The following is a 24878-nucleotide window of genomic DNA, read 5'->3' as shown; positions in this document are numbered from 1 at the left end:
TAAAATTCTGTTATCGCAGAGGACATATGCACACCAACAAGTTGGCGAATCCCGGCCCTCTCGGCCTGATGGGCTTCGGGATGACCACCGTCTTGCTGAACCTGCACAACGCGGGCTTTTTCCCATTGAACTCTTCCATCATCAGCATGGGGATTTTCTTCGGTGGACTGGCCCAGATTATGGCTGGCCTGCTGGAATACAAGAAAGGCAATACCTTCGGCATGACGGCCTTTATCTCTTACGGCAGCTTCTGGCTGAGCCTGGTCGGGCTGCTGCTGCTGCCACGCCTGGGCCTGGCTGAACCAACCGACGCCAGCGTGCTGGGGATCTATCTGGCACTGTGGGGCGTCTTCACCCTGTTCATGTTCTTCGGCACTCTGCGCGCCAACCGCGTGCTGCAGTTCGTGTTCGGCAGCCTGACGCTGCTGTTCGCCCTGCTGGCCGTCGGTAACATCACCGGCAACCCTGCGCTGCTGAAATTTGCCGGCTACGAAGGCATCATCTGCGGCGCCAGCGCCATCTACCTGGCTATGGCGGAAGTGCTCAACGAGCAGTTTGGCCGTACGGTGCTGCCGATTGGCGAACCCAGCGTCAACAATGTAGAACCTATCCGGGCAGTGGCATAAGCGTCATTGACCTGAAATGAAAAGCCCTGCGGTTGATTGCAGGGCTTTTTTTTAGCTGTAAGAACCGGCGCGTTGCGCCTTGGTTTCGCTGTTCAGATCGCGATGGAGGTAAATCCCCAGCAGCAGTCCTATCCCCGACAACGCCAATACGTAGTAAGCGGGTGCTAACGGGGTTAACTTCATGATCAACGTCACAAATATTGGGGTTAAACCCCCAAAAATAGCGTATGCGACATTATATGAGAACGAAATACCGGTAAATCGCACTTCCGCCGGGAAAGCCCGCACCATCACATAGGGTACAGCGCCCACCACGCCCACGCTGAAGCCTACCAGCGCATAGCAGGCGAACAGCATTTCCGGGTGTTCTCCCACCGTCCGATAAAATAGCCAACTGCAGCCGGCCAACAGCAAACTGCCAACGATAAAGGTCTTGCTGGCACCGAAACGATCCGCCGCCAAACCGGCGGTAATGCAGCCGGCAATCAGCATGATGGTGGCAATGCTGTTCGCCTGCAGCGACAGCGCCGGGGCAATGCCAAATTGCTTTTGCAAGTAAGTCGGGGTCATCAGGATCACCACCACGATACCGGCGGACAGCAGCCAGGTCAGCAGCATCGACACCACCACTTCCTTGCGATGGTTAAGCACCACAGATTTCAGCGGCAGCTCCTCCGCCAGGGCTTTGCGCGCCTGCATCTCGATGAAAATTGGCGTTTCCTGCAACCAGCGGCGCAGGTACATCGCCACCAGGCCGAAAATGCCGCCCAGCAGGAAAGGAATGCGCCAGCCCCCCTCGGCGATGGTCTGTTGGCTGAGCGTAGTGTTGATCACCGTCGCCACCAACGAGCCCAGCAAGATACCGACCGTCAGACCGGCGGTCAGGGTACCGCAGGCAAAACCAATGCGGCGGCGCGGCACGTGTTCGGCAACAAACACCCAGGCCCCCGGCACTTCACCACCAATCGCTGCACCCTGCAGCACGCGCATCAGCAGCAGCAAGAGTGGCGCGGCAATACCTATGCTGGCGTAGGTCGGTAACAGGCCCATGCCCAGCGTCGGTAGCGCCATCAGCAGAATGCTCAGGCTGAACATCTTCTTACGGCCGACCAAATCGCCGAAGTGTGCCATGACGATGCCGCCCAACGGGCGGGCCAGGTAACCGGCGGCAAAGATGCCGAAGGTTTGCACCTGACGCAGCCATTCAGGCATATCCGCCGGGAAGAAGAGTTCGCCCATCACCGCAGCAAAGAAGACGAAAATGATGAAGTCGTAGAACTCCAGCGCTCCGCCCAGGGCAGCTAATGTCAGAGTTTTGTAGTCTTGCCGGTTTAACCGGCGATTATTATCGTGAGGCATAGGGTACCGTCAGAGGAGACTGTTAAAATAAAAGCCAGCGGCTTCTGTAAACGAATCCTTACTATAACGGCAAAATATTTTCACACCAGAACGCTTGGGGCTTATCTCACATAACGCTGAAATTTAGAGGTTTATCTCGCGACGCGCATTCTTCGGCCTAAATGCTGCTACCACTTCGGCCTGAGTTTCCACATAAGGCCCCTCGAGCAACTGAATGCAGTACGGCACGCTGGCGAAGATACCATGCACCACCACCTTGCCCTGTTCGTCCTTGACCCCTTCCAGCGTTTCCTTGATTGACTTCGGTTGTCCCGGCAGGTTGATGATCAGCGCCTGCTTGCGGATTGCCCCCACCTGGCGTGAAAGAATTGCCGTTGGCACATAGTGTAGGCTGATTTGACGCATTTGCTCGCCGAAGCCAGGCATCACGCGATCGGCGATCGCCAGCGTGGCGTCTGGGGTCACGTCACGTCGCGCCGGCCCGGTACCGCCGGTCGTCAGCACCAGATGGCAGCCCATTTCATCCACCAGCTCACACAGGGTTTGCTCGATTAACGTTTGCTCATCGGGGATCAGGCGGGTTTCCAGTTTGAACGGCGTGGCCAGCGCGTCGGTCAGCCACGCTTCCAAAGCCGGTATGCCTTTGTCCTGGTAAACGCCGCCGGAAGCGCGGTCAGAAACTGAAACCAAACCAATACGTAATATGTCCATGCGTAACCTCTACAGCCTAATGGGGTTCGAGCGGGTTCGCTTCCCGCCCTGTTATTCATCCCGAGAGTATAAGGTGTCTGCCCGCGCCGGGGATCTGCGGGCATAAAAAAAGGCGGCCTAAGCCACCTTTTTCTGCGCTGACTGCCTGAATTACAGCAGATCGGCGATCATTTTTTCCAGCTTGCCCTGGTCTACGGCAAACTTGCGGATACCGTCGGTCAGTTTCTCAACCGCCATTGGATCCTGGTTGTGCTGCCAGTAGAACTCAGGCTCGGTCAGCGCCGCAGGACGCGCTTTCACTTCGCCGGTGTAAGCCAGTTTACGCTCCAGGGAACCTTCGCTCTCTGCCAGCTCTTTCAGCAGTGCAGGGGCGATGGTCAGACGGTCACAGCCAGCCAGTTCGATGATTTCACCGACGTTACGGAAGCTGGCGCCCATCACCACGGTTTTGTAACCGTGCTCTTTGTAATACTGGTAGATCTCGGTAACGGAAACCACACCTGGATCTTCGTTTGGCGCGAACTCTTTCTTGTCGCCGTTGGCTTTGTACCAGTCGAGGATACGACCAACAAACGGAGAGATCAGGTACACGCCAGCTTCGGCACAGGCACGCGCCTGAGCGAAGGAGAACAGCAGCGTCAGGTTACAGTTGATGCCTTCTTTCTCCAACTGCTCTGCCGCGCGGATGCCCTGCCAGGTAGAAGCCAGTTTGATCAGGATGCGGTCGTTACTGATGCCGGCATCGTTGTACAGCTTGATCAGGCGTTTGGCCTTGGCAACGCTGGCCACGGTATCGTAGGACAGACGTGCGTCCACTTCGGTAGAGATACGGCCAGGAACCAGCTTAAGGATTTCCAGACCGATGTTGACGGCCAGCTTGTCGGCGGCGTCGGCGATCTGCTGTTCGCGATCGCTGCTCTGCTCACGCGCCCAGGCAATGGCTTCGTCAATCAGTTTGCGGTATTCAGGAATTTGGGCTGCATTGAGGATCAGCGAAGGGTTGGTTGTAGCATCTTGCGGTTGATACAGCTTCATTGCCGCGATATCGCCCGTATCTGCAACCACGGTAGTGAGTTGGCGCAGGGAAGTTAATTTATCGGTCATGTTGGCATTATCTCATCGTTTGTGCATGAACTTTTGGCATCGTTCAACCATGCCCTGCCCTGATAATAACATGCGCAAGGCCCGGTGCAAGGCTGGAAAATCGCGGCCCGGCGGCGCTGGTTTTATCCTTGAGCGAGCAACCGTTTACGCTCGTATCTTTCGTCATTCCCGAGCTGAAGAAAAGGCAATAACGTGCTATCGATTGAATAAATTATGTTAAATTCGCGAAAATTGATGCAATAGGGCCAGTGATCTGAGAAAAATCTCAATTGCTCAGAACCCGACTGGTTTCAGCTAAGCTCTTGTAAAAATTCAATCAATATATCTTCACCCGCGGTGGATGCGGCGCGGTGCACAAAAAATAACAACAAGGAGGGATCCGTGACGGACCTGATGAATTTTATAAATAATATTTTGTGGGGTTCGGTACTGATTTATTTACTGCTTGGCGCAGGCATTTATTTTACCCTGCGTACCCGCTTTATCCAGGTCCGCCATTTCAGCCATATGTTCTCGGTGCTCAAGCACAGCAACAAAAGCGACAGCGCGGGCATCTCCTCTTTTCAAGCTTTATGTACCACCCTCGCCGCACGCGTAGGCACCGGTAACCTGACAGGCGTAGCCATCGCCCTTACCGCAGGCGGCCCCGGGGCCATCTTTTGGATGTGGGTGGTGGCGTTCATCGGCATGGCCACTTCCTTTGTCGAAAGCAGCCTGGCGCAGCTCTACAAAACCAAAGACGATCAGGGTAACTTCCGCGGCGGGCCAGCTTACTATATGGAAAAAGGGCTGGGCATGCGCTGGATGGGCGTACTGTTCTCCATCTTCCTGATCGTAGCCTTCGGATTAGTGTTCAATGCCGTGCAGGCCAATTCCATTGCCCAGGCCTCCGCCGTTGCCTTCAACGTGAAGCCTCTGTATATCGGTATCGGTCTGGTCGTACTGAGCGGTCTGGTCATCTTCGGCGGTATCCGCTCGGTTGCCCGCGTGGCTGAATGGGTGGTGCCACTGATGGCTGCGGCTTATCTACTACTGGCATTCTGGGTGATTGGCCAGAATATCGAGCATATGCCGGCAATCTTGTCGCTGGTGTTCAAGAGCGCCTTCGGGCTGCAGGAAGCGGCGGCAGGTGCCGTCGGCTATGGTATTTCGCAGGCAATGACCCAGGGCGTTCAGCGTGGCCTGTTTTCCAACGAGGCCGGTATGGGTTCCGCGCCCAACGCGGCGGCTTCCGCCTCCCCTTACCCGCCGCACCCTGCGTCTCAGGGCTACGTGCAGATGCTCGGTGTCTTTATCGATACCATCGTGATTTGCAGCGCGACCGCCGCGATCATCCTGTCGTCCGGCGTACTGGATCAGCCGGTAGCCAATGTCAGCGGTATCGACATGACTCAGCGAGCCTTGTCCGCCGCCGTCGGCAGCTGGGGCTCCCCCTTTGTCGCCATCGCCATTTTCTTTTTCGCCTTTACCTCGATCATCGCCAACTATGCCTACGCCGAAAGTAATCTGGTGTTCCTCGAGCGCAACCACCCGGCCGGCCTGCTGGTTTTCCGCTGCGCCGCACTGGGCATGGTGATGTTTGGTGCGCTGGCTGAATTGCCGGTTGTCTGGAAAATGGCTGACACCTCAATGGCGTTAATGGCCATCACCAACCTGACGGCGATCCTGCTACTGTCAAAAGTGGCGCTGAAACTGGCCGACGATTATCACCGCCAGCGTACGCTGGGCAAATTGCCGACTTTCGACGCCAACCGCTTCCCTGAACTGAAATCTCAGTTGGAACCCGGCGTATGGGATAAAAACTGAGTTTTACGGGCGCGTCTGGCTCGCGCCCTGCCTATCAGACCCATTGACCCTTTTTCCCGCGCTTTTTGCTACAGTACCCCTTCTTGGATAAACAGGATCTGGCCATGCTCGTTATTATTTCACCTGCAAAAACCCTTGATTACGAAAGCCCATTGGCGACAGAACGCTTCACTCAGCCGGAACTGCTGGACAAATCTAAGCAGCTGATCAAAATCTGCCGCGAGCTGACGCCGGTACAAATCTCCAAACTGATGGGCATCAGCGACAAACTGGCCGGGTTGAACGCCGCTCGCTTTGGCGACTGGCAGCCAAAGTTCACCCCAGACAATGCTCGCCAGGCCCTGCTGGCTTTCAAAGGCGACGTCTATACCGGTTTGCACGCACAGGACTTCAGCGAGGGCGATTTTGACTTTGCCCAGCAGCATCTGCGCATGCTGTCCGGGTTGTACGGCGTGCTGCGCCCGCTCGATCTGATGATGCCTTACCGTCTCGAGATGGGCATCAAACTGGAGAACGCCAAGGGCAAGGATTTGTACAGCTTCTGGGGCGAGCAGATCACCAAAAAGCTTAACGAAGCGCTGGAGCAACAGGGCGACGACGTGGTGGTCAACCTGGCTTCCGATGAATACTTCAAATCGGTGAAGCCGGCCAAACTGCACGGCACGCTGATTAAACCGGTGTTCCTCGACGAAAAGAACGGCAAATACAAAGTGATCAGCTTCTACGCCAAGAAGGCGCGTGGATTGATGAGCCGCTATATCATCAAGAATCGCCTGACGCAGCGCGAACAACTGCTTGGTTTCAACCTGGAAGGTTACGCCTTCGATGAAGCCGACTCCAAAGGCAACGAACTGGTGTTCAAACGCCCCGAGCAGTAATCCGCCACGCCCATAAAAAAAGCCGTCGCAATGACGGCTTTTCGCTTTATGCCTCCAGCGGGATCAGGCAGGCAAGGCCATCAGGAACTTACGCAGTTCGCCAAAGCTGGCCGGCAGATTGTGGGACAACAGCGGCAAATCGGCGCGCAGCGCCAGCGCCTTGGGCAGTGGCAGCTCCTGACCGAGAATTTCCTCTACGCTCTCTTTGAACTTGGCCGGATGCGCAGTACCGAGGAACAAGCCAAACTCCCCTTCCTTCAATTGGTCACGCAACGCGCGATAAGCGATTGCCGCATGCGGCTCAGAAAGGTAGCCCAGTTGCGCCAGCTCACGCATGCTGTCCTTGGTGGTTTCGTCACTCACCGTTGCGTGCCCCAGTTCTTTCAACTGCCAGATCTTGCGACGGAACAGCTCTTCTACGCGCGGCCAGTTATTCGGCTGGCTGACGTCCATCGCATTCGACAACGTTGCCACCGTGGCGTGTGGCTGCCACTGACCATTCGTCAGGAAGCGCGGCACAGTATCGTTGGCATTGGTCGCGGCGATAAAACGCTTCACCGGCAGGCCCAGTGATTTGGCCAACAAGCCGGCGGTCAGATCGCCGAAGTTACCGCTGGGTACCGAAATCACCAGTTGATTACGTGCTTCCTGCGGCAGTTGCGCTACCGCTTCGAAGTAGTAGCAAATCTGCGCCAGCAGGCGGCTGATATTGATCGAGTTGGCCGAGTTCAGGTGCAGCGCTTCTTTCAGCTCCTGATCGTCAAACGCCTGCTTGACCAGGGCCTGGCAAGCATCGAAGTCGCCATCAATCGCCACGGTGTGAATGTTACCGCCCAGGGTGCAGAACAGTTTTTCCTGCAGCGGGCTGATTTTGCCCTGCGGGTAAAGGATCACCACGCGAACATTCTTCAGGCCGTAGAAAGCATGTGCCACCGCCGCGCCGGTATCGCCGGAAGTCGCCGTCAGGATAGTCACCGGCTGATCGCCTGCCACTTCCGCCAGCATTTGCGCCATAAAGCGGCCGCCGAAGTCTTTGAACGCCAGCGTCGGGCCGTGGAACAGCTCCAGGCACGCGATGTCGTCTTCCACTTGCGCCACCGGTGCCGGGAATTCAAAGGCCGCCGCTACGCGCTTATGCAGAGCCTCTTCGGAAACTTCATCGCCAATAAACGCCGACAGGATGCGGCTGCTGCGGGTGACAAAATCCTGCTCCAGCAGATGATCGATTTCGGTCAATTCAAATTCCGGCAGTTCCAGCGGGAAAAACAGCCCTTGCTGTTTGCCCAGGCCTTGTTTGATCGCCTGCGCGAAGCTGACCTGCTCGTTGTGATCCTTAAGGTTGTACAGTTTCATGCGTTATCCCAGTAGTCGTGCGCCTGCGGTATCCAGACGGCAAATATGAACAAAACCTTCGTCGTTTTGCAGATAGTGATTAGTCAGCCAATCGGCCATGCGTTGAGCCGTAGCGCCATCATCACAGACGGCGAACAGCGTCGGGCCGGAGCCGGAAATACCGCAAGCCAGCGCACCTATATCCTGCGCAGCTTTACGCGCATCGGCAAAGCCCGGCAGCAGGCGGGTGCGGTACGGCTCGGCAATCACGTCCTGCATCAGTTTGGCGGCCAAACGCGGCTGTTGGGTGTGGCAGGCATGAATAAAGCCCGCCAGATAGCGACCGTGACTGACACAGTCCTGACGACGATACTGCGCGGGTAAAATCGCGCGCGCTTCGGCGGTGGACACCTTGATGCCCGGATAGGCCATCACCCACAGCCAGTCTTTAAAGCATGGCACTTCCTGGCTGATGAAGCCTTCTTCTTCCAGCATCAGTTGCAAGCCGCCAAGGTAGCAAGGCGCCACGTTGTCGTAATGCACGCTGCCGGAGATGCGGCCTTCCAGCTCGCCCATCAGGCTCAGCAGGGTCATTTTATCCAGCGGACGGTTGCAGAATTCATTCATCGCCATCAGCCCGGCAACCACCGAGCAGGCGCTGGAACCCAATCCTGAACCGATCGGCATGTTTTTCTCCAGCCGCATCGCCACCGGGATCTCACGGCCGATCTCCTGACAGAAACGCTGCCAGCACTGATAAACGATATTCTCTTTTGGATCGTCCGGCAGTTTGCTGACGAAGCGACCGGCGTTCTGCAGGCTGAACGTGGCGGCAGCCTCGACGCTGACGCAGTCGCCCAGCAAGGTACCGTCGATCGGTGACACCGCTGCACCCAGAACGTCAAAGCCGACGCTTACGTTGCCAATTGAGGCCGGCGCATACACCTTAACCATATTAAACTCCCAACTTCCATGACAGTGTGCGCAACAGATCGGCGAAGACCCCTGCTGCAGTCACATCGTTACCGGCACCGTAGCCACGCAGTACCAACGGCAACGGCTGATAGTAACGGCTGTAGAAAGCCAAGGCGTTCTCGCCGTTCTTCACTTTATACAACGGATCGTTGCCATCTACCGCATCTATGCGAACCTGACAGCGGCCATTTTCAATGACGCCGACGTAGCGCAGCACCTTGCCCTGCTCAGCGGCGTTGGCCACATTGCGAGCATACTCTTTATCCAGTTCCGGCAGGCGCGCCATAAAGGTTTCCACATCCCCGGAGGCGTCAAAGGAAGGCGGCAGCGCCGACTCGACCTCAATATCTTCCAGTTCCAGTTTGTACCCCGCTTCACGGGCCAGGATCAGCAGCTTGCGGGCCACGTCCATACCGGAAAGGTCGTCACGTGGATCCGGCTCGGTATATCCTTTGGCCTTGGCCTCCAGGGTCGCCGCCGACAGCGACATGCCCTCGTCCAGTTTGCCGAAAATAAACGACAGCGAACCGGACAGGATGCCGGAGAAACGCGTCAGCTCATCACCGGCGTTCAGCAGGTTTTGCAGGTTTTCGATCACCGGCAAGCCCGCGCCGACGTTGGTGTCATACAGAAACTTGCGGCGCGAACCGGCCGCGGCGGTGCGCAACTGTTGGTAGTAGTTCATCGACGAGGTGTTGGCCTTTTTATTCGGCGTCACCACGTGGAATCCATCCGCCAGGAAGTCCGCGTATTGATCGGCAACGGCCTGGCTGGAGGTGCAGTCGACAATCACCGGGTTCAGCAGGTGGTACTCCTTCACCAAACGAATCAAACGCCCCAGGTTGAACGGCTCTTGCGCGCCGGCCAGCTCATCACGCCAGCTTTCAAGCTGAATGCCGTGAATGTTGGTCAACATGGCACGCGAATTGGCAATGCCGCACACCCGCAGATCGATATGCTTTTGTTTCAGCCAAGGTTGCTGACGGTAAATCTGCTCGATCAACGCGCCGCCCACGCCACCAACGCCGATGACAAACACTTCAATCACCTGATCGGTATTGAACAACATCTGATGGCAAACGCGCACCCCGGTGGTCGCGGAATCATTGCTGACCACCACCGAGATGGAGCGTTCAGAAGAGCCCTGAGCAATAGCGACAATGTTGATATTGGCACGAGCCAGCGCAGAGAAGAAGCTGGCCGAAATGCCGCGCAGGGTACGCATGCCGTCGCCGACCACCGAGATGATCGCCAACTGTTCCATTACGTCCAGCGGCTCCAGCAGACCGTCTTTCAATTCAAGATAGAACTCGTCTTCCAGCGCCCGACGCGCACGTTGCAGTTCGCTCTGCGGCACGCAGAAACTGATGCTGTATTCAGAGGACGACTGGGTGATCAGCACCACAGAGATGCCGGCGCGCGACATTACGGCAAATACCCGCGCCGCCATGCCGACCATGCCTTTCATCCCCGGACCGGAGACGTTGATCATCGCCATATTGTTCAGGTTGGTGATGCCCTTCACCGGCGTATCAGAATCCAGATTTTCGCCGCCAATCAGCGTGCCTGGTGCCTGTGGATTAGCGGTGTTTTTGATCAGGCAGGGGATTTGGAACTGAGCGATGGGGGCAATGGTGCGGGGGTGGAGAACGCTGGCGCCGAAATAGGAAAGCTCCATGGCTTCCTGGTACGACATCGATTTCAACAGCCTGGCATCCGGCACGGTGCGTGGGTCACAGGTATAAACGCCGTCAACGTCGGTCCAGATCTCGCAACAGTCGGCGCGCAAACAGGCAGCCAGCACCGCGGCAGAGTAGTCGGAACCGTTACGGCCCAGCACCACCAATTCGCCCTTGTCGTTGCCGGCGGTGAAACCGGCCATCAGCACAATGTGATCCGCCGGGATGGCCGATGCGGCGATACGCAATGTGGATTCTGCGATATCTACCGTGGACTCCAGGTAATGCCCCTGTGCCAGTAGCTTTTCAACCGGGTTAATCACCGTGACTGGGAAACCTTTGGCGCGAAACACCCCTTCCATGATGGCGATGGAGAGCTTCTCGCCGCGGCAGATAATGGCCGCATTCACGCTGTCCGGGCACTGTCCAAGCAACGCAACGCCATGCAGCACCTGCTTGAGCTGGGCGAACTCCTGATCGACAAACGTCTTGAGGCGATCGTACTCAAAGCCGGGCAACGCCTGCGCCAGTCCGCTCAGCAGGTCGGCGAAGATGCGCTCTGCATCGCTCATATTTGGCAGAATGTCTTGCCCCGCTACCGTTTTTTCAATCATTGCCACCAGGTGGTTAGTGATTTTAGCCGGAGCGGACAAGACCGTGGCCACCTGTCCCTGACGTGCATTACTTTCCATGATGTCGGCAACGCGCAGAAAACGTTCTGCATTCGCTACCGAGGTTCCGCCAAATTTCAGCACTCGCATTTCTTGTCTCTCCCGAATTTAAGCCGAAAAAAAAGCCCGCACTGGTTAGGTGCGGGCTTTTTTCTTTTGTTTCCTGTACGCGTCAGCCCGCCCCGTTACCTGTGGTATCGGTGGTGGTAATAATTGTTGTGTTCAGGCTGATGTTTCGCATTTTGTCTGTCTGTCTCATTAAATACTCTGTCCCCTCTATTGGTTAAAGCAATCGCTATCCCAAGTCAAATTATTTCTTGTTTTTGCTTATTTATCGTCCAGCAGGCTAACCGGGCGATGCGAGAGATGAAAAGCCAGATGACAGAACAAAAAGACAGGCAGGCGGCAAATTTGCAGTGGATCACACTGCAAAATTAGCCATGTTTACGGGTATCACTTTGTCAGTTTTTTTTCGATATCGTGCAACAAAGTATGCAGCATCGCCGTGTCCCGCTGTTGCAGAACACCAAGGCGTTGATGCAGCCAGTCGCGCAATTTTTGATCGTCACTGACCTCCAGCGCCGCCAATAATCCCTCGGCGCGCTGACGTAATGCCTTGAGTTGACCCTCGTTGGCTACCGGCTCTTGTGGCGCACTGACGTTCATCAGCTCTGACAGTTGATAACAGTACACCATCACCGCCTGACCGAGATTGAGCGAAGGGTAATCCGCCTGCATAGGTACGCCGGTCAGCAAATCCGCCAGTTCCAGCTCCTCATTGGTCAGGCCGGAATCTTCACGGCCAAACACCAGCGCCGCCTGGTTCACCCACTGGCTGCGCTCACTCAGTTGGCCCAACAGTTGCTGCGGCGTACAGTAATAATGAAAACGTGCCCGGCTGCGGGCCGTGGTGGCCACGGTGAAATCTACGTCCGCCAGTGCCTGTTCCAGCGTGGCAAAAGTTTGCACGCCGTCGAGGATGTCTCCCGCCCCGTGAGCAACCCAACGCGCCGCGGGCTGCAGGTGCGCTTCGCTGTCGACAATGCGCAACGAAGTAAAGCCCATGGTTTTCATTGCCCGCGCCGCAGCGCCGACGTTTTCCGGCCGTGCCGGAGCCACTAAAACAATATGCAGCTGCATCAATACTCCACTGAATAAGGGATCGCAGGTTTTTGACTGTTCAGGATACTCTGATTATATTTACAAGTGTGCAACAATAATCCCGCGCACCACGATAGACAGGGGTAAATGCGCTATTGGCCTTATAAATGGCACGGAATACATATTATTACTTCTTATGATTTACTACTCTTATTAATCAAGGTGTTAATATAACTGTTTTATCAATAAGCCGTTAATTCTACCTCATTAGGCACAACAATGCTGAATCGTACACAGAATTTATGGTTCTGTGACTTAAGCTGGCATTTCTGTAAGTGTTTTTCACAAAACTGTTAACGTGCTACAATTGAATTTGATATATGTCAACAAAGCTTAGTTTTGTTGGGTGATGAATTCGGTACGCACTGTTATATTGCTGTTAATAGGGTTAGGATATGCGCCGTTTTGGCACCTTTGGGGATGTAAGGAATAGCACCCCCACCAAGCTAGCGATCTTGTTGACATGAGATGGAAAGTGCATCAAGAACGAGTTTACGTACTGTAGTCATTTGGTAAGAGGGAACGTGAGCGCTAATCTCTGCCCTCCGCTAAGAAAACAAAGACTTCTGTACTTCCTATTTTCTATTTTGTTGGCAATTTTAGGTAGCAAATATGCAGACCCCGCACATTCTGATTGTCGAAGACGAGTTAGTCACTCGTAACACCCTGAAGAGCATTTTCGAGGCGGAAGGCTACGTTGTTCATGAAGCCAATGATGGTGCAGAGATGCACAACATCCTGTCTGAAAATGATATCAATCTGGTTATCATGGACATCAATCTGCCAGGCAAAAATGGCCTGCTGCTGGCGCGTGAACTGCGCGAACAGGCCAGCGTTGCGCTGATGTTCCTGACCGGCCGTGATAACGAAGTTGATAAGATCCTCGGATTGGAAATCGGCGCTGATGACTATATCACCAAGCCATTTAATCCACGTGAACTGACCATTCGCGCACGCAACCTGCTGTCCCGCACCATGAACCTGGGCAGCGTCGGCGAAGAACGCCGTCTGGTTGAAAGCTATAAGTTCAACGGTTGGGAGCTGGACATCAACAGCCGCTCACTGATCAGCCCAGCGGGCGAGCAATACAAATTGCCGCGCAGTGAATTCCGCGCCATGCTGCACTTCTGCGAAAACCCGGGCAAGATCCAATCCCGTGGCGAACTGCTGAAGAAGATGACCGGTCGCGAGCTGAAACCGCATGACCGCACCGTGGACGTGACCATTCGTCGCATCCGCAAGCACTTCGAATCCACGCCGGACACGCCTGAAATCATCGCCACCATTCACGGTGAAGGTTACCGTTTCTGCGGCGATCTGGAAGAGTAAGTCTCGCGTTAAAATAGTTGGGGTTCAGTTGAACCCCAAGTCTCTTATTTTGCCTCACCCCAAGGGATGATCGGCACCGCGCTCAACGCGTTCTTCGGTGAACCATCCACCACACGGTCTGAATAGCTAAGATAAATCAACGCATTACGAGCTGAATCGTAGAAGCGTACCACCTGCAGCTTCTTGAACACCAGCGACGTTCGTTTCTGGAACACCACCGTCCCTTCAGCCTTGCCGTTTTTGATTTTATCGTTCAGCGCAATCGGCCCGACCTGCTGGCAAGAAATGGCCGCATCCGCAGTATCCTCCGCCAATCCCAGCCCGCCTTTAATGCCACCGGTTTTGGCTCGGCTGATATAACAAGTTACATTTTTAACATCAGGATCGTCGAATGCTTCCACCACGATTTTGTGGTCCGGACCGAAGAGTTTGAATACCGTATCCACCGACCCAACCTGTTCTGCCTGCGCGCTGTTTACCGTTGCGCAAACTAAACCAAACAAAAATATCCATCCTTTTTTCATTCACTTAACTCCAATAACCTGGGCGCTGAAAATAGCCGCAGGCAATTAATATTGTTTATGTTTCAGGTCACAGAATAGGGGTTTTTCCGGTCTGCACCGGTCTTTTTAGCACAGAGCGTGAAAAAAATCTTTGAGAGTCTCGGAGGAAAAAAATTGCTATTATGCGGCGTCGTTATTTCTTTGCGCCCTTTAAGGTGTGCCCCTGTCCAACTCCCGCACAACCCGCTGCGAGAGGCAAAGAGTGCTACGCAAAATGGCTCATGGATTGGTCTGATAGCGCAAGCACCAGCGTGACGAATAAACAGTTCGGGTCCCGACCCTAAAGCTCTACGAGGAAGATCTATGGATCAAGCCGGTATCATTCGTGATCTGCTTAGCTGGCTGGAAAGCCATTTGGACCAACCCTTGTCGCTGGACAACGTGGCGGCAAAAGCGGGTTACTCAAAATGGCATCTACAACGGATGTTCAAAGATATTACCGGTAACGCCATCGGCGCTTATATCCGGGCAAGGAGATTATCCAAGGCTGCGGTGGCGCTGCGTTTAACCAGCCGCCCTATTCTGGATATCGCCTTACAGTATCGCTTCGACTCGCAGCAGACATTCACTCGCGCATTTAAAAAACAGTTTGCGCAAACGCCGGCATTGTATCGCCGCGCCGAAGACTGGAGCGCATTCGGCATCTGTCCGCCAATCCGCCTGGGCGCCTTTACCCTGCCGCAGCCAGAGTTTGTCACACTACCGGAACTGCACCTGATTGGCCTGACGCAAAGCTATTCGTGCACGCTGGAGCAAATTTCAAACTTCCGTACCGAGCTGCGTTCACAGTTCTGGCGCCAATACCTGGGCGAAGCGGAGACGCTGCCGCCGGTGCTGTATGGTCTTCATCATTCGCGTCCAAGCCAGGAAAAGGACGACGAGCAGGAAGTGCTGTACACCACGGCACTGGAACCGCATCACGTTCCGAAGGAAATTCAGGCTGGGCAGCCGCTGACGCTGCAGGGTGGCGAGTATGCGATGTTCAGTTATGAAGGCCCAGCCTCTGGCCTGCAGGACTTTATTCTGACGCTGTACGGCACTTGTCTGCCGGCACTCAAACTCACGCGCCGCAAAGGGCACGACATTGAGCGCTTTTATCCCAAGGGTGACCGTCGGCCACCCCAACCGCCAACCGAGATCAACTGCGACTATTTGATCCCGATCCGCCGTTAACGTTGCAGTTCGTCGAGTGCGGGCATGTCCAGATGCGTGATATCGCCCGCCGTTTCGACAATCCAGCCGGAAGCCAACCATGGGCTCTGCTGATAGTCGACACGCGACAGCGAACAGTTGCGCAAACGCAGGCGACGTTCGGCGTAGGCCGGTAACCCGAGTACGGTGCTGATCAAACAACCCAACGCGATACCGTGGCTCACGATCAGCGGTTTGCTCCCCTCCGACAGCATCAGGCAGCTTTCCAGCGCCTCGCGCATCCGCCCACCCAGCTCGCTCATGGATTCACCTTGAGGGATACGGCCGTCAGCAGTACCATCGACCATCTGCTTGCGCCACTGCTCTTCCTGCGGCGTCAGGCTGTCGATCAGGCGTTCTTCCAGAACCCCCATGTGCAATTCGCGCAAACGTGGATCGTTTATCACCTCGCAACCGCAGGCTTCTGCGATGATTTGCGCGGTGCGTCGGGTACGCCCCAAATCGCTGGTAATCACGTGCGTGATGCCGAGCTTGCTGACGCGTTGGGCAACCAGATGAGCCTGATGTTCGCCGTGGGCGGTTAACGGGCTGTCGGACTGACCCTGGATACGGCGAGCCGCATTCCATTCCGTTTCGCCGTGGCGAACGAGGTATACCTGTAACATTTTGCTTTTCCGTTATACTGCGTGAAACCTGAGTTTATCTTCGTCACAGGCCGCTTGCGCAAGCGTCTGACGTATTGAATAGGCTCTTAGCTTAAGGATGCTAAACCCGTTATGTATCATGTTGTCGCTGCAACTACCAACCCGGCAAAGATTAAGGCTATTCAGTTGGCCTTTGAGGACACCTTTGGCGTAGACCAATGCCGCATTGAATCAGTCGACGTCGCCAGCGGTGTCTCACTGCAACCCATCGGCAATCTCGAAACCCGTACCGGTGCACGCCAGCGCGTCATGGAAGCACGCCAGGTACGCCCGGAGGCCGACTTTTGGGTCGGCGTGGAAGCGGGTATCGAAGAGAATATGACCTTCGCCTGGATGACGGTGGAAAACCCGTACACCCGAGGCGAATCGCGTTCAGCCAGTCTGATGCTGCCGGAGACGATTTTACAGGGAATTCGCGCCGGCCGCGAATTGGGGACGGAAATGGCGGCCATCACCGGCAATGCCGAAGTGAAGCGCCAGGGCGGCGCTATCGGTATCTTCACCGATGGGCGGTTGAGCCGCACCAGCGTTTACCATCAGGCTCTGCTGTTGGCGCTGGTGCCCTTCCACAACCCGATCTACCAAAACCATAACATCGCGCCGCAAAAATAAGCGCTGACGAGCGAGGCACGACTAAGGTGCCTCGCCCAGCAATTGCTGCTCCAGCCACTGTTTCAACGCCGGCGTCGCCGCCTTCAGGCTGTTCGAACCGCGAGTGATGGTGGCAATACCGGCCCCCAGCTCGTTCTTCAGCTCACGCTGGCTCATCTCACCGCGCATCAGTTCCTGAATAATCCGCACCCGCGTCCCCAAAGCCGTTCTTTCGTCCGGCGTCAGCAGCAGTTGCAGCAGCGGTTGATGCAGATCCTGGGCGAACGAATTCTGCAGCAGCGCGACAAAGCGCAGCCAATCCTCATTGCCTTGTTCTGAAAGAGCCGGGTCGTTAAGCGATAATTGCGTCATGGCAAGCCACCATACTATTTAACTAGTACAGCAGCATACCATAGCACCGCAAAAATCAATAACGCCTCTGCCACTCGGCATCGGTCAGCACCTTGGCCGGACGATGCATGAGGTAGCGATAAAATGCGTCATAGGCCAGTACATTCTTCACATAAGAACGGGTTTCCGAGAACGGGATGCTTTCGACAAACGCCACCGCATCTACCCGCCCTTCGCTGTTGCCCAACCAGGTATTCACCCGCGATGGACCGGCGTTGTAGGCCGCCGATGACAGAATGCGGTTACGGCCGAACTGCTGGTACACATACTCCAGGTAGCTGGTACCGATGGTAATGTTAACCCGGGGATCAAGCAGCTGGCTTGGGCTTGAGTAGCCGGGAATATTGTACATCTGCACAGTATGCTGCGCGGTACGCGGCATCACCTGCATCAGGCCGCTGGCCCCTACCGGTGACTGGGCTTTCGGGTTCCAGGCGCTCTCCTGACGGGTTATCGCCATGGCGTAGCTCGGCGTGATCCCCTTGTCATCGGTCGCGGCCCGGAACTCTTGCGGCCAGGCTACCGGGAAGCGCTCTTCAAGGTGATCCCACAGTTTGCCAACGATGGTTGCTTGCACGCTGAGATCGGCCCATTTTTGCTCGAACGCATAACGCGCCAACGCTTCCTGTTCCGGACGACTGCGGCTGGACACAAACGAGGTCCACTCGCTGCGCGCCAGATTATCCATATTCCAGTACATCAGTTCGCGTACCCGGGCAATCTCCGGTCCGTCCACCAGCGAAGCGCGAGGTTTCGCCGCCACGGCCACCATTACCGGGTAAGGCTTATTCAGTTTCTGCGCCGCCACCATTGGATAGAAGCCGCGTTCGTTCATCAGGCGACGCAGGATCTCTTCACCTTCACTGCGTTTGCCTTCGTCCAGCAGCAGGCTTGCACGCCAGTAACGCCACTCGTCTTTATTGCGAGACTCCGCTGGCAGGCGAGCCAGCCAGGTAGCCACCCCCTGGCGATCGCCATTGCCCAATGCCATACGCACACGACGTTCCAGCAGAGCCGGAGACTGACTGCGCAGGATCACCTTATCGCGCCATTGGGTCTGTTCGAAGGTGGCATCGCTGCCCATCAGGCGCCAGGCCACCGCCTCTTCCAACCCCAACTGCTCGCTGTCGCTCATTTTCTGCAGACGCACCAGCGTCGGGATCATCGCGCGAGCATTTTCTACATCCTGGCGCGCCAGGCGTTCGAAAGCGATGCCGGTCGCGGCACGGGTAAAATCAGTTGGCCCTACGCTACGGGCAAAGGATTCTACCGTGGCCGGATCGTTTTGCAGACGCACCAACGCATCGCCCATGGTTTGGTAATCTGACGGCAACTGACGGTACAAGCTGTTGACCAGGCCGCTGTTGCCCTCTTTCAACGCCAGCTTCATACGCTCCAGTATCGCCGATGGTGTCTGTTTGCCGGAGCCCTTCCAGACGCTGAACAGCTTGTCACAGGAGCCCGGTAACGATTTACCGCTCATCCAAACGTCTTCAGCACCGCTCCAGGCCGCCTGTTGATCGCCGGTGGCCCATTTGGCGTAGTAGTAGTTACAACGCGCAGCTATAGGTTTAGGCGCCTGTGGGCTAAAGGCCAACAGAGTCCGCCAGTCTTCACGCCGTGCCAGCTCGTTAACAAAGCGCGGGGCCAACGATTTGGCCGGCGGCAGCGTCGGATGCTGTTTGATAAAATCGTTCACCTCGGAGAACCCAGCCTGACTGAGATCTTGCGTTAGCTCACGGTATTCCAGATAAGGGTATAGCGGGTAATCACGCAGCGTCGGCATCAATTGCGCCACGACGTCCATCTGCTTACTGTCCCACGCCTGTTTAATCTGCAGATAACGCTGACGCTGGGCGTCCAGCGAGTCCGCCAATGCGGCGCCTGAGAATGCCGTCAGGCACAGGCCCACAGCCAAAAACCGCCACTTGTCTACCTTGACCATACTGACTCTTTCCTCGCTAATGCTGATGGTGTTGCCAGAGCCGATTCCCCCGTTGCCGCGCTACGCCAGCAGCCAACGGACAGTGAAACGGCTCTCCGAGTGTTTCGCGCTCTGTCGTGGGATATCGCTTCATCCGGCACGCCAGAACAAAAGGAGGCGCTGAGTGACTGGCTCAGCCATCTACCATAGACAGCGCGATCGCTTATCCATTCACTACTGTAGATGAAGTTTATCGTCACGAAGGGCTTCAGGTAAAAAAGGTTTACCCTCGCTGACAAATAAAATAAAGCCGGCGCCAAAGACAGCGTATTAATCATTAACCCGAGGTTAACACTGGAAACGAGCGACTCATTTATTATTAATAAGCGCCGCCGACAATAAAATGAAGTCATCTGAAATAATTAGTCATGCAGGATATATTTCCAGGCCGACGACAACGCCGTTGCGCAAATGCCCCAAACCTCAGGCCGGGCGGGCTAACTTTGCAGAAAACGCCTGGCAAACCCTGACGGACGTTTTTATACTATTAAAAAAAGGTAAGATAATTCTGAGAAAACGGCACATAAAGCGCGCAACCGGGATATCTTATAATACAATCCGCGCCAATAATGGGTAGATAGTGTTCATCAGGCAGTGCGATTGACAGTTTTCAGTAAGGCAATTATCCCTTCGAGCGGGTCAGGCTTCTCATTGTTATGTTGCCGCATCGGTACTGCGGATCTGGGCAGGAATGGCAGATGAAGATGGCAAATAATGCCGCGTGGTTAGCGACCTGCGCAAAAAATTCTCTTGCGAGTTTCATTTGCGCACGTCTGGACTACGGCCGCCTGTTGTCGCTGGTGCTGCTTACCCTGCTGGCCTTTCCCGGTTCAGCCCGCCCCGAAACCGGTGATCCTTATCAAAATCGCATCCATGCCGTCACCACCGTGGTGGTAGGCATTATCAGCTATGCCCGTTGGCCCAGCGAACCCAATCCGATCCGACTGTGTGTGACGGCCCCTACGCAGTACGCCGAAGGCCTGTTCGATCCGATCCTGCTTAGCGCTCCGCGGCCCATTAAGGCCGAGCGCGTATCCTTTGACAGCCCGCTGTTGAGCACCGGCTGCGATGTTATTTATTTGGGCAATATTAACGCCGGCCAGAAACAGAATTTTATACAACGCATCAGCGGCCACTCCATTCTCAGCATCAGCGAAAACGATGTTGAATGCTCGGCCGGCAGCGCGTTCTGCCTGCAAATCGAAGGGGATACCGCGAGTTTTAAAGCCAATCTCGATGCGCTGGCACGTAGCGGCGTGCGCGTTCACCCCAACGTGTTGCAGTTGGCACGCAAACAGGCGCCCCCGCTATGAAGTGGTTGCGCAAGAACCGTTCGGGTCAGTCACGCCCTACGCTGGGCCGGGTACTGCAAAGAGTACACCTTGGGCTGGCGCTGATTGCCGTGGGTACTGCGGGGATCTTCCTGACCCTGGTGGCGCTGTTTGCACTGCGCGCCTATGCCAACCATAACCTGCATCTGATCGCGCGCTCCATCAGCTATACCGTTGAAGCCGCCGTGGTGTTCGAAGACCGTGCCGCCGCCCGCGAAGCCCTGGTGCTGATCGCCTCTAAAGAGGAAGTGTCGGAAGCCAGAATTCTGAACAACAACGGCAAAGTGCTTGCGACCTGGCACCATCCCAAGGATGGCCCACTGCACGGCATGGAGCAAGTCGTGGCGCACTGGGCGTTGCCACAACCGGTGATCCTGCCGATCACTCACGAAGGCAAAGAGGTCGGCAAAGTGTGGTTAAGCGGCCACGGCGGCAGCCTGCTGCGTTTTTTGCTACGCGGTATGGTAGGCATGATCGCCTGTCTGGTGCTCAGTACCCTGTGTGCGCTGGTATTGTCGCGTCGCATGTTGCAGGGGATCGTCCGCTCGCTGGACGATATCGCTAACGTGGCGCATGCGGTACGGCGCGATCGCGCCTTTGGGCTGCGGGTACCTTCGGCACCGATTGCCGAACTGCATGAGCTGAGCAGCGACTTTAATGGCCTGCTTGACGAACTGGAGGCCTGGCAGGCGCACCTGAAACAGGAGAATGACTCGCTGACCCACCGGGCGACCCACGACAGCCTGACCGGCTTGCCAAACCGCGCTTTCTTCGAAGGCCGACTGAGTCGCGCGCTGGGAGACATCGAGTCACCCGAAAAACTGGCGGTGCTGTTTATCGACGGCGATCGCTTCAAAGAAGTTAACGACAGCTACGGCCACGCCGCCGGCGACGTAGTGCTGACCACCATTGCCGGGCGTATCCGCGCGCAGTTACGCGAGAGCGACCTGGTGGCACGTTTAGGAGGTGATGAGTTCGCCGTACTGTTGGCACCGGTCCACACTACGGAAGATGTACTGCAGATTGCCGATAACATTATCGACTGCATGACCCAACCGGTGATGTTACCGAACGGCGAAGAGGTCATTTCCTCTTTGAGTATCGGTATTGCACTTTACCCTGAACATGCGGTGACGCCTCAGGGGCTCTTGCACGAAGCTGACGATGCGATGTACCAGGCCAAGCATCGTTATAACGGAGGCTGGCGGCTGGCAATACAGAAATAAAGCCCCGGCTATAAAATAAAACTAGGGATTTGATTATGATACAGCAAACACTAAAAAACCGTTTTTCACTGCTGACGATGATGTTTATCGCCCTGCTGGCGCTCGCCGGCTGTCAGAGCAAGCCGCAGGGCCTGACGCCCGAGCAGATTGCCCTGTTGCAGTCGCAAGGGTTCAAACTGACGGATAACGGCTGGGAATTTGGCCTGTCCGACAAGGTGCTGTTCGGCAACAACGTGGGCAAGCTGAACCCGGAAAGCACCGACACGGTACAGAAAATGGGCCGTGCACTGATGAGCGTCGGCATCACCAAATTCCGTCTGGACGGTCACACGGATAATTACGGTGAAGACAGCTATAACGACCAGCTCTCGCTGCGCCGCGCCAATGCGGTGGCCGACCTGCTGGCCAGCGTAGGCATCCCACGCGCTAACATCGAAACTCGCGGCATGGGCAAACGCGACCCGGTCGCCGATAACCGCACCTCCAGTGGCCGGGCGGAAAACCGCCGCGTCGCGATCGTCGTCACTCCTTAAGCGACCAATATGCGCCTTCACGGGCGCATAACCGGTTATACTTAGCGATCGCTGAGTGATGTCTGGGATCCGCTTTCGAAACGGGCTACACTCCGCAGCCAGACATCCTATAAAAACTGATATAGAGAGGCTAGAGCACCGTGGCTCAATACGTCTATACCATGCACCGCGTCGGCAAAGTGGTTCCGCCGAAGCGTCATATTCTGAAAAACATCTCACTGAGCTTCTTCCCTGGCGCCAAAATCGGCGTGCTGGGTCTGAACGGCTCGGGTAAATCCACTCTGTTGCGCATCATGGCCGGCATCGACACCGATATCGAAGGTGAAGCTCGCCCGCAGCAAGGGATCAAAATCGGCTACCTGCCTCAGGAGCCGCAGCTGAATCTGGAGCACACCGTCCGCGAGTCGGTCGAAGAAGCGCTGGCGGAAGTGGTCGGTGCCCTGAAACGTCTTGATGAAGTGTACGCGCTGTACGCTGAAGAAGGCGCGGACTTCGACAAGCTGGCCGCTGAACAGGGCCGTCTGGAAGAAATCATTCAGGCCCATGATGGCCACAACCTGAATACCCAGCTTGAGCGCGCCGCCGATGCGTTGCGCCTGCCGGAATGGGACGCAAAAATCGCCAACCTGTCCGGTGGTGAACGTCGCCGTGTTGCGCTGTGCCGCCTGCTGCTGGAAAAACCGGACATGCTGCTGCTGGACGAACCGACCAACCACCTGGATGCGGAATCCGTGGCCTGGCTGGAACGCTTCCTGCACGACTTCGAAGGGACCGTTGTGGCGATCACCCACGACCGTTACTTCCTCGACAACGTGGCCGGCTGGATCCTCGAGCTGGACCGTGGCGAAGGCATCCCGTGGGAAGGCAACTACTCTTCCTGGCTGGAGCAGAAAGACGCACGTCTGGCGCAGGAAGCCTCTTCCGAAGCCGCACGCCGCAAATCCATCGAGAAAGAGCTGGAGTGGGTGCGTCAGGGCGCTAAAGGCCGTCAGTCCAAAGGCAAGGCGCGTTTGGCCCGCTTTGAAGAGCTGAACAGCACCGAATACCAAAAGCGTAACGAAACCAACGAACTCTTTATTCCACCTGGCGCACGCCTGGGCGATAAAGTGGTTGAAGTCAGCAACCTGCGCAAGTCCTACGGCGACCGCGTGCTGATTGACGATCTCTCCTTCGCCGTGCCGAAGGGCGCGATTGTCGGCATTATCGGCCCGAACGGCGCCGGTAAATCCACGCTGTTCCGCATGATGTCCGGTCAGGAACAGCCTGATTCCGGCAGCATCGTGCTGGGTGACACCGTCAAGCTGGCCTCGGTCGATCAGTTCCGTGACAGCATGGACAATTCAAAAACCGTTTGGGAAGAAGTCTCCGGCGGCCAGGACATCATGCGTATCGGCAACACCGAAATGCCAAGCCGTGCTTACGTCGGTCGCTTTAACTTCAAAGGCGTCGATCAGGGCAAGCGCGTGGGCGAACTGTCCGGCGGTGAGCGCGGTCGTCTGCACCTGGCCAAGCTGCTGCAGGTTGGCGGCAACGTACTGCTGCTCGACGAACCGACCAACGACCTGGATATTGAAACCCTGCGCGCGCTGGAAAACGCCCTGTTGGAGTTCCCGGGCTGCGCGATGGTTATCTCGCACGACCGTTGGTTCCTCGACCGTATTGCTACCCACATTCTGGATTACCAGGATGAAGGTAACGTCGAGTTCTTCGAAGGTAACTTCACCGAATACGAAGAGTACAAGAAACGTACGATGGGCGCCGAAGCGCTTGAGCCGCACCGTATCAAGTACAAGAGAATCGCCAAGTAATCCGAAAGGCGCCGCATGCGGCGCCTTTTTTATTCCCGCGCCAGCTCGCGGGCATAATCGTCAAATACCGGGTGTTGCAACACCACGTCAATAAAACAGGCCAGCGCCGGGGAATTGAGCTTGCGACTGGGATAAACCAGATAGAGTTCATTGCCTTCCGCCTGCCATTCCGGCAACACCTCCACCAGCTGTTTTTGCACCACTACCTCGCGGCTGAGAAATGCCGGCAACAAAGTAATACCCGCGCCGTAAATCGCACATTCGCGCGCGTACAGCAGATTATCGGTGATATGCAGCGTCGGCAGTTGCCAGCGAAAATACTCATCGCCCCGGCGCAGATTCCATGCGGGCCAGGAACGATGCGCGATGCAGCGGTGCTGCTGCAACTGTTGCGGATGCAGGATCGGCGGGTACTGCGCCAGATATGCCGACGATGCCAGCAAATAGCGCGGCGCATGCCCCAAACGCCGGCCAATCAGCGAGGAGTCCTGCGGTTTGCCGGTGCGTAATGCGGCGTCAAATCCGTCCTGCACCATATCCACCATCGCATCGGATACCGACACCTCCAGTGACACGTCCGGGTATTGGCGCTGAAAATCCGCCGCCAGCCGCGCCAGCAACGTCGCCCCCAGCCCGGCAGGGGTTGAGATGCGCAACCGACCACTCGGGTTGTCACGCAGCCGTTGCAGCGCAAAATCGGCGCGTTCGGCAGCATTCAGCATCTCCTGGCAGTGTTCCAGATAGCGTTCGCCGGCAAAGGTCAGGTTGAGCTGGCGGGTGGTACGGTTCAGCAAGCGCAGGCCCAACGTCTGTTCCAACTGGCTGATGCGCTGGCTGACGCTGGACTTCGGCAAAGCGGCGCGTTTGGCGGCGGCGGTAAAACTGCCGCACTCGGCCACCAGCGCAAACAGCGCCATATCCTGCAGCTGCTTAAACCTCATTGT

23 protein-coding genes and 1 other annotated feature are annotated in these 24878 nt (G+C 56.1%); of the genes, 10 read left to right on the top strand and 13 right to left on the bottom strand.

Annotated features, from left to right (window positions below):
* Positions 1-26 precede the first annotated feature (26 nt).
* Positions 27-626, top strand: coding sequence for an acetate uptake transporter (satP, locus tag EBA31_RS02255; protein ID WP_041415204.1), 600 nt, complete (start codon positions 27-29; stop codon positions 624-626).
* A gap of 51 nt (positions 627-677) precedes the next feature.
* Here the strand turns inward: satP and EBA31_RS02250 are convergent, their stop codons facing one another.
* From EBA31_RS02250 to tal, 3 genes are all read right to left on the bottom strand, one after another.
* Positions 678-1985: an MFS transporter gene (locus EBA31_RS02250; RefSeq protein WP_046374548.1), complete on the bottom strand. Its 1308-nt coding sequence runs from the start codon at positions 1983-1985 to the stop codon at positions 678-680.
* Between the two features lie 123 nt (positions 1986-2108).
* Positions 2109-2696, bottom strand: a complete 588-nt coding sequence (gene mog / locus EBA31_RS02245; protein ID WP_020825144.1) for a molybdopterin adenylyltransferase — start codon at positions 2694-2696, stop codon at positions 2109-2111.
* 150 nt (positions 2697-2846) lie between these two features.
* Complete coding sequence (gene tal / locus EBA31_RS02240; protein ID WP_020825143.1) at positions 2847-3800, bottom strand: transaldolase; 954 nt, start codon at positions 3798-3800, stop codon at positions 2847-2849.
* Between the two features lie 381 nt (positions 3801-4181).
* Between tal and EBA31_RS02235 the strand changes: the two genes are divergently transcribed.
* Both EBA31_RS02235 and yaaA read left to right on the top strand, forming a co-directional pair.
* A complete protein-coding gene (locus EBA31_RS02235; RefSeq protein WP_122077097.1) occupies positions 4182-5606 on the top strand; it encodes a sodium:alanine symporter family protein in 1425 nt (474 codons plus the stop codon).
* A 104-nt stretch (positions 5607-5710) separates the two neighbouring features.
* Positions 5711-6484, top strand: coding sequence for a peroxide stress protein YaaA (gene yaaA / locus EBA31_RS02230; RefSeq protein ID WP_020825141.1), 774 nt, complete (start codon positions 5711-5713; stop codon positions 6482-6484).
* Between the two features lie 63 nt (positions 6485-6547).
* On the opposite strand, the gene thrC is transcribed toward yaaA, so the two are convergent.
* The 5 genes from thrC to EBA31_RS02205 form a co-directional block, all read right to left on the bottom strand.
* Complete coding sequence (thrC, locus tag EBA31_RS02225) at positions 6548-7837, bottom strand: threonine synthase (RefSeq protein WP_020825140.1); 1290 nt, start codon at positions 7835-7837, stop codon at positions 6548-6550.
* A gap of 3 nt (positions 7838-7840) precedes the next feature.
* Positions 7841-8770 (bottom strand): homoserine kinase, encoded by a 930-nt coding sequence (gene thrB / locus EBA31_RS02220; RefSeq protein WP_020825139.1) that lies wholly within the window; start codon positions 8768-8770, stop codon positions 7841-7843.
* A gap of 1 nt (position 8771) precedes the next feature.
* A complete protein-coding gene (thrA, locus tag EBA31_RS02215; protein WP_122077094.1) occupies positions 8772-11231 on the bottom strand; it encodes a bifunctional aspartate kinase/homoserine dehydrogenase I in 2460 nt (819 codons plus the stop codon).
* Between the two features lie 25 nt (positions 11232-11256).
* Positions 11257-11375, bottom strand: a sequence feature (Thr leader region).
* Positions 11314-11382 carry a thr operon leader peptide gene (gene thrL / locus EBA31_RS02210; RefSeq protein WP_071998276.1) on the bottom strand — a complete coding sequence of 23 codons (69 nt, stop codon included), beginning with the start codon at positions 11380-11382 and terminating at the stop codon, positions 11314-11316. (Overlaps the previous feature by 62 nt.)
* A gap of 212 nt (positions 11383-11594) precedes the next feature.
* Positions 11595-12281 carry a tRNA/rRNA methyltransferase gene (locus EBA31_RS02205; protein WP_020825137.1) on the bottom strand — a complete coding sequence of 229 codons (687 nt, stop codon included), beginning with the start codon at positions 12279-12281 and terminating at the stop codon, positions 11595-11597.
* A gap of 633 nt (positions 12282-12914) precedes the next feature.
* Between EBA31_RS02205 and arcA the strand changes: the two genes are divergently transcribed.
* Positions 12915-13631, top strand: coding sequence for a two-component system response regulator ArcA (arcA, locus tag EBA31_RS02200; protein WP_004949989.1), 717 nt, complete (start codon positions 12915-12917; stop codon positions 13629-13631).
* 44 nt (positions 13632-13675) lie between these two features.
* Here the strand turns inward: arcA and creA are convergent, their stop codons facing one another.
* The gene (creA, locus tag EBA31_RS02195; RefSeq protein ID WP_020825136.1) at positions 13676-14155 is read right to left on the bottom strand and encodes a protein CreA; all 480 of its coding nucleotides are present in this window, start codon (positions 14153-14155) and stop codon (positions 13676-13678) included.
* 342 nt (positions 14156-14497) lie between these two features.
* Between creA and robA the strand changes: the two genes are divergently transcribed.
* Positions 14498-15367: an MDR efflux pump AcrAB transcriptional activator RobA gene (robA, locus tag EBA31_RS02190; protein ID WP_020825135.1), complete on the top strand. Its 870-nt coding sequence runs from the start codon at positions 14498-14500 to the stop codon at positions 15365-15367.
* On the opposite strand, the gene gpmB is transcribed toward robA, so the two are convergent.
* Positions 15364-16011: a 2,3-diphosphoglycerate-dependent phosphoglycerate mutase GpmB gene (gpmB, locus tag EBA31_RS02185; protein ID WP_122077092.1), complete on the bottom strand. Its 648-nt coding sequence runs from the start codon at positions 16009-16011 to the stop codon at positions 15364-15366. The genes robA and gpmB overlap by 4 nt on opposite strands.
* A 111-nt stretch (positions 16012-16122) precedes the next feature.
* On the opposite strand from gpmB, the gene yjjX reads away from it, so the two are divergent.
* On the top strand, positions 16123-16662 hold the full coding sequence (yjjX, locus tag EBA31_RS02180) for an inosine/xanthosine triphosphatase (RefSeq protein WP_122077088.1): 540 nt from the start codon (positions 16123-16125) through the stop codon (positions 16660-16662).
* 21 nt (positions 16663-16683) lie between these two features.
* On the opposite strand, the gene trpR is transcribed toward yjjX, so the two are convergent.
* Together trpR and sltY are read right to left on the bottom strand one after the other, a co-directional pair.
* Positions 16684-17013 carry a trp operon repressor gene (gene trpR, locus EBA31_RS02175; RefSeq protein WP_020825132.1) on the bottom strand — a complete coding sequence of 110 codons (330 nt, stop codon included), beginning with the start codon at positions 17011-17013 and terminating at the stop codon, positions 16684-16686.
* Positions 17014-17068: 55 nt separating this feature from the next.
* On the bottom strand, positions 17069-18997 hold the full coding sequence (sltY, locus tag EBA31_RS02170; protein ID WP_122077084.1) for a murein transglycosylase: 1929 nt from the start codon (positions 18995-18997) through the stop codon (positions 17069-17071).
* A gap of 737 nt (positions 18998-19734) precedes the next feature.
* Between sltY and EBA31_RS02165 the strand changes: the two genes are divergently transcribed.
* The 4 genes from EBA31_RS02165 (at position 19735) to ettA (ending at position 23934) form a co-directional block, all read left to right on the top strand.
* Entirely contained in the window at positions 19735-20349 is a 615-nt protein-coding gene (locus EBA31_RS02165; protein ID WP_122077080.1) for a YfiR family protein, read from the top strand.
* Positions 20346-21593 (top strand): diguanylate cyclase domain-containing protein, encoded by a 1248-nt coding sequence (locus EBA31_RS02160; RefSeq protein ID WP_048762898.1) that lies wholly within the window; start codon positions 20346-20348, stop codon positions 21591-21593. The genes EBA31_RS02165 and EBA31_RS02160 overlap by 4 nt, the downstream gene beginning before the upstream one ends.
* A 35-nt stretch (positions 21594-21628) precedes the next feature.
* On the top strand, positions 21629-22126 hold the full coding sequence (locus EBA31_RS02155; protein ID WP_020825128.1) for an OmpA family protein: 498 nt from the start codon (positions 21629-21631) through the stop codon (positions 22124-22126).
* Positions 22127-22266: 140 nt separating this feature from the next.
* Entirely contained in the window at positions 22267-23934 is a 1668-nt protein-coding gene (gene ettA / locus EBA31_RS02150; protein WP_122077076.1) for an energy-dependent translational throttle protein EttA, read from the top strand.
* A 29-nt stretch (positions 23935-23963) separates the two neighbouring features.
* On the opposite strand, the gene EBA31_RS02145 is transcribed toward ettA, so the two are convergent.
* Positions 23964-24875, bottom strand: coding sequence for a LysR family transcriptional regulator (locus EBA31_RS02145; RefSeq protein WP_122077072.1), 912 nt, complete (start codon positions 24873-24875; stop codon positions 23964-23966).
* Positions 24876-24878 lie beyond the last annotated feature (3 nt).

The organism is Serratia sp. P2ACOL2, from assembly GCF_003691565.1.
Classification (GTDB): Bacteria; Pseudomonadota; Gammaproteobacteria; order Enterobacterales; family Enterobacteriaceae; genus Serratia; species Serratia liquefaciens.
This window is presented reverse-complemented; position numbering and strand designations above follow the sequence as displayed.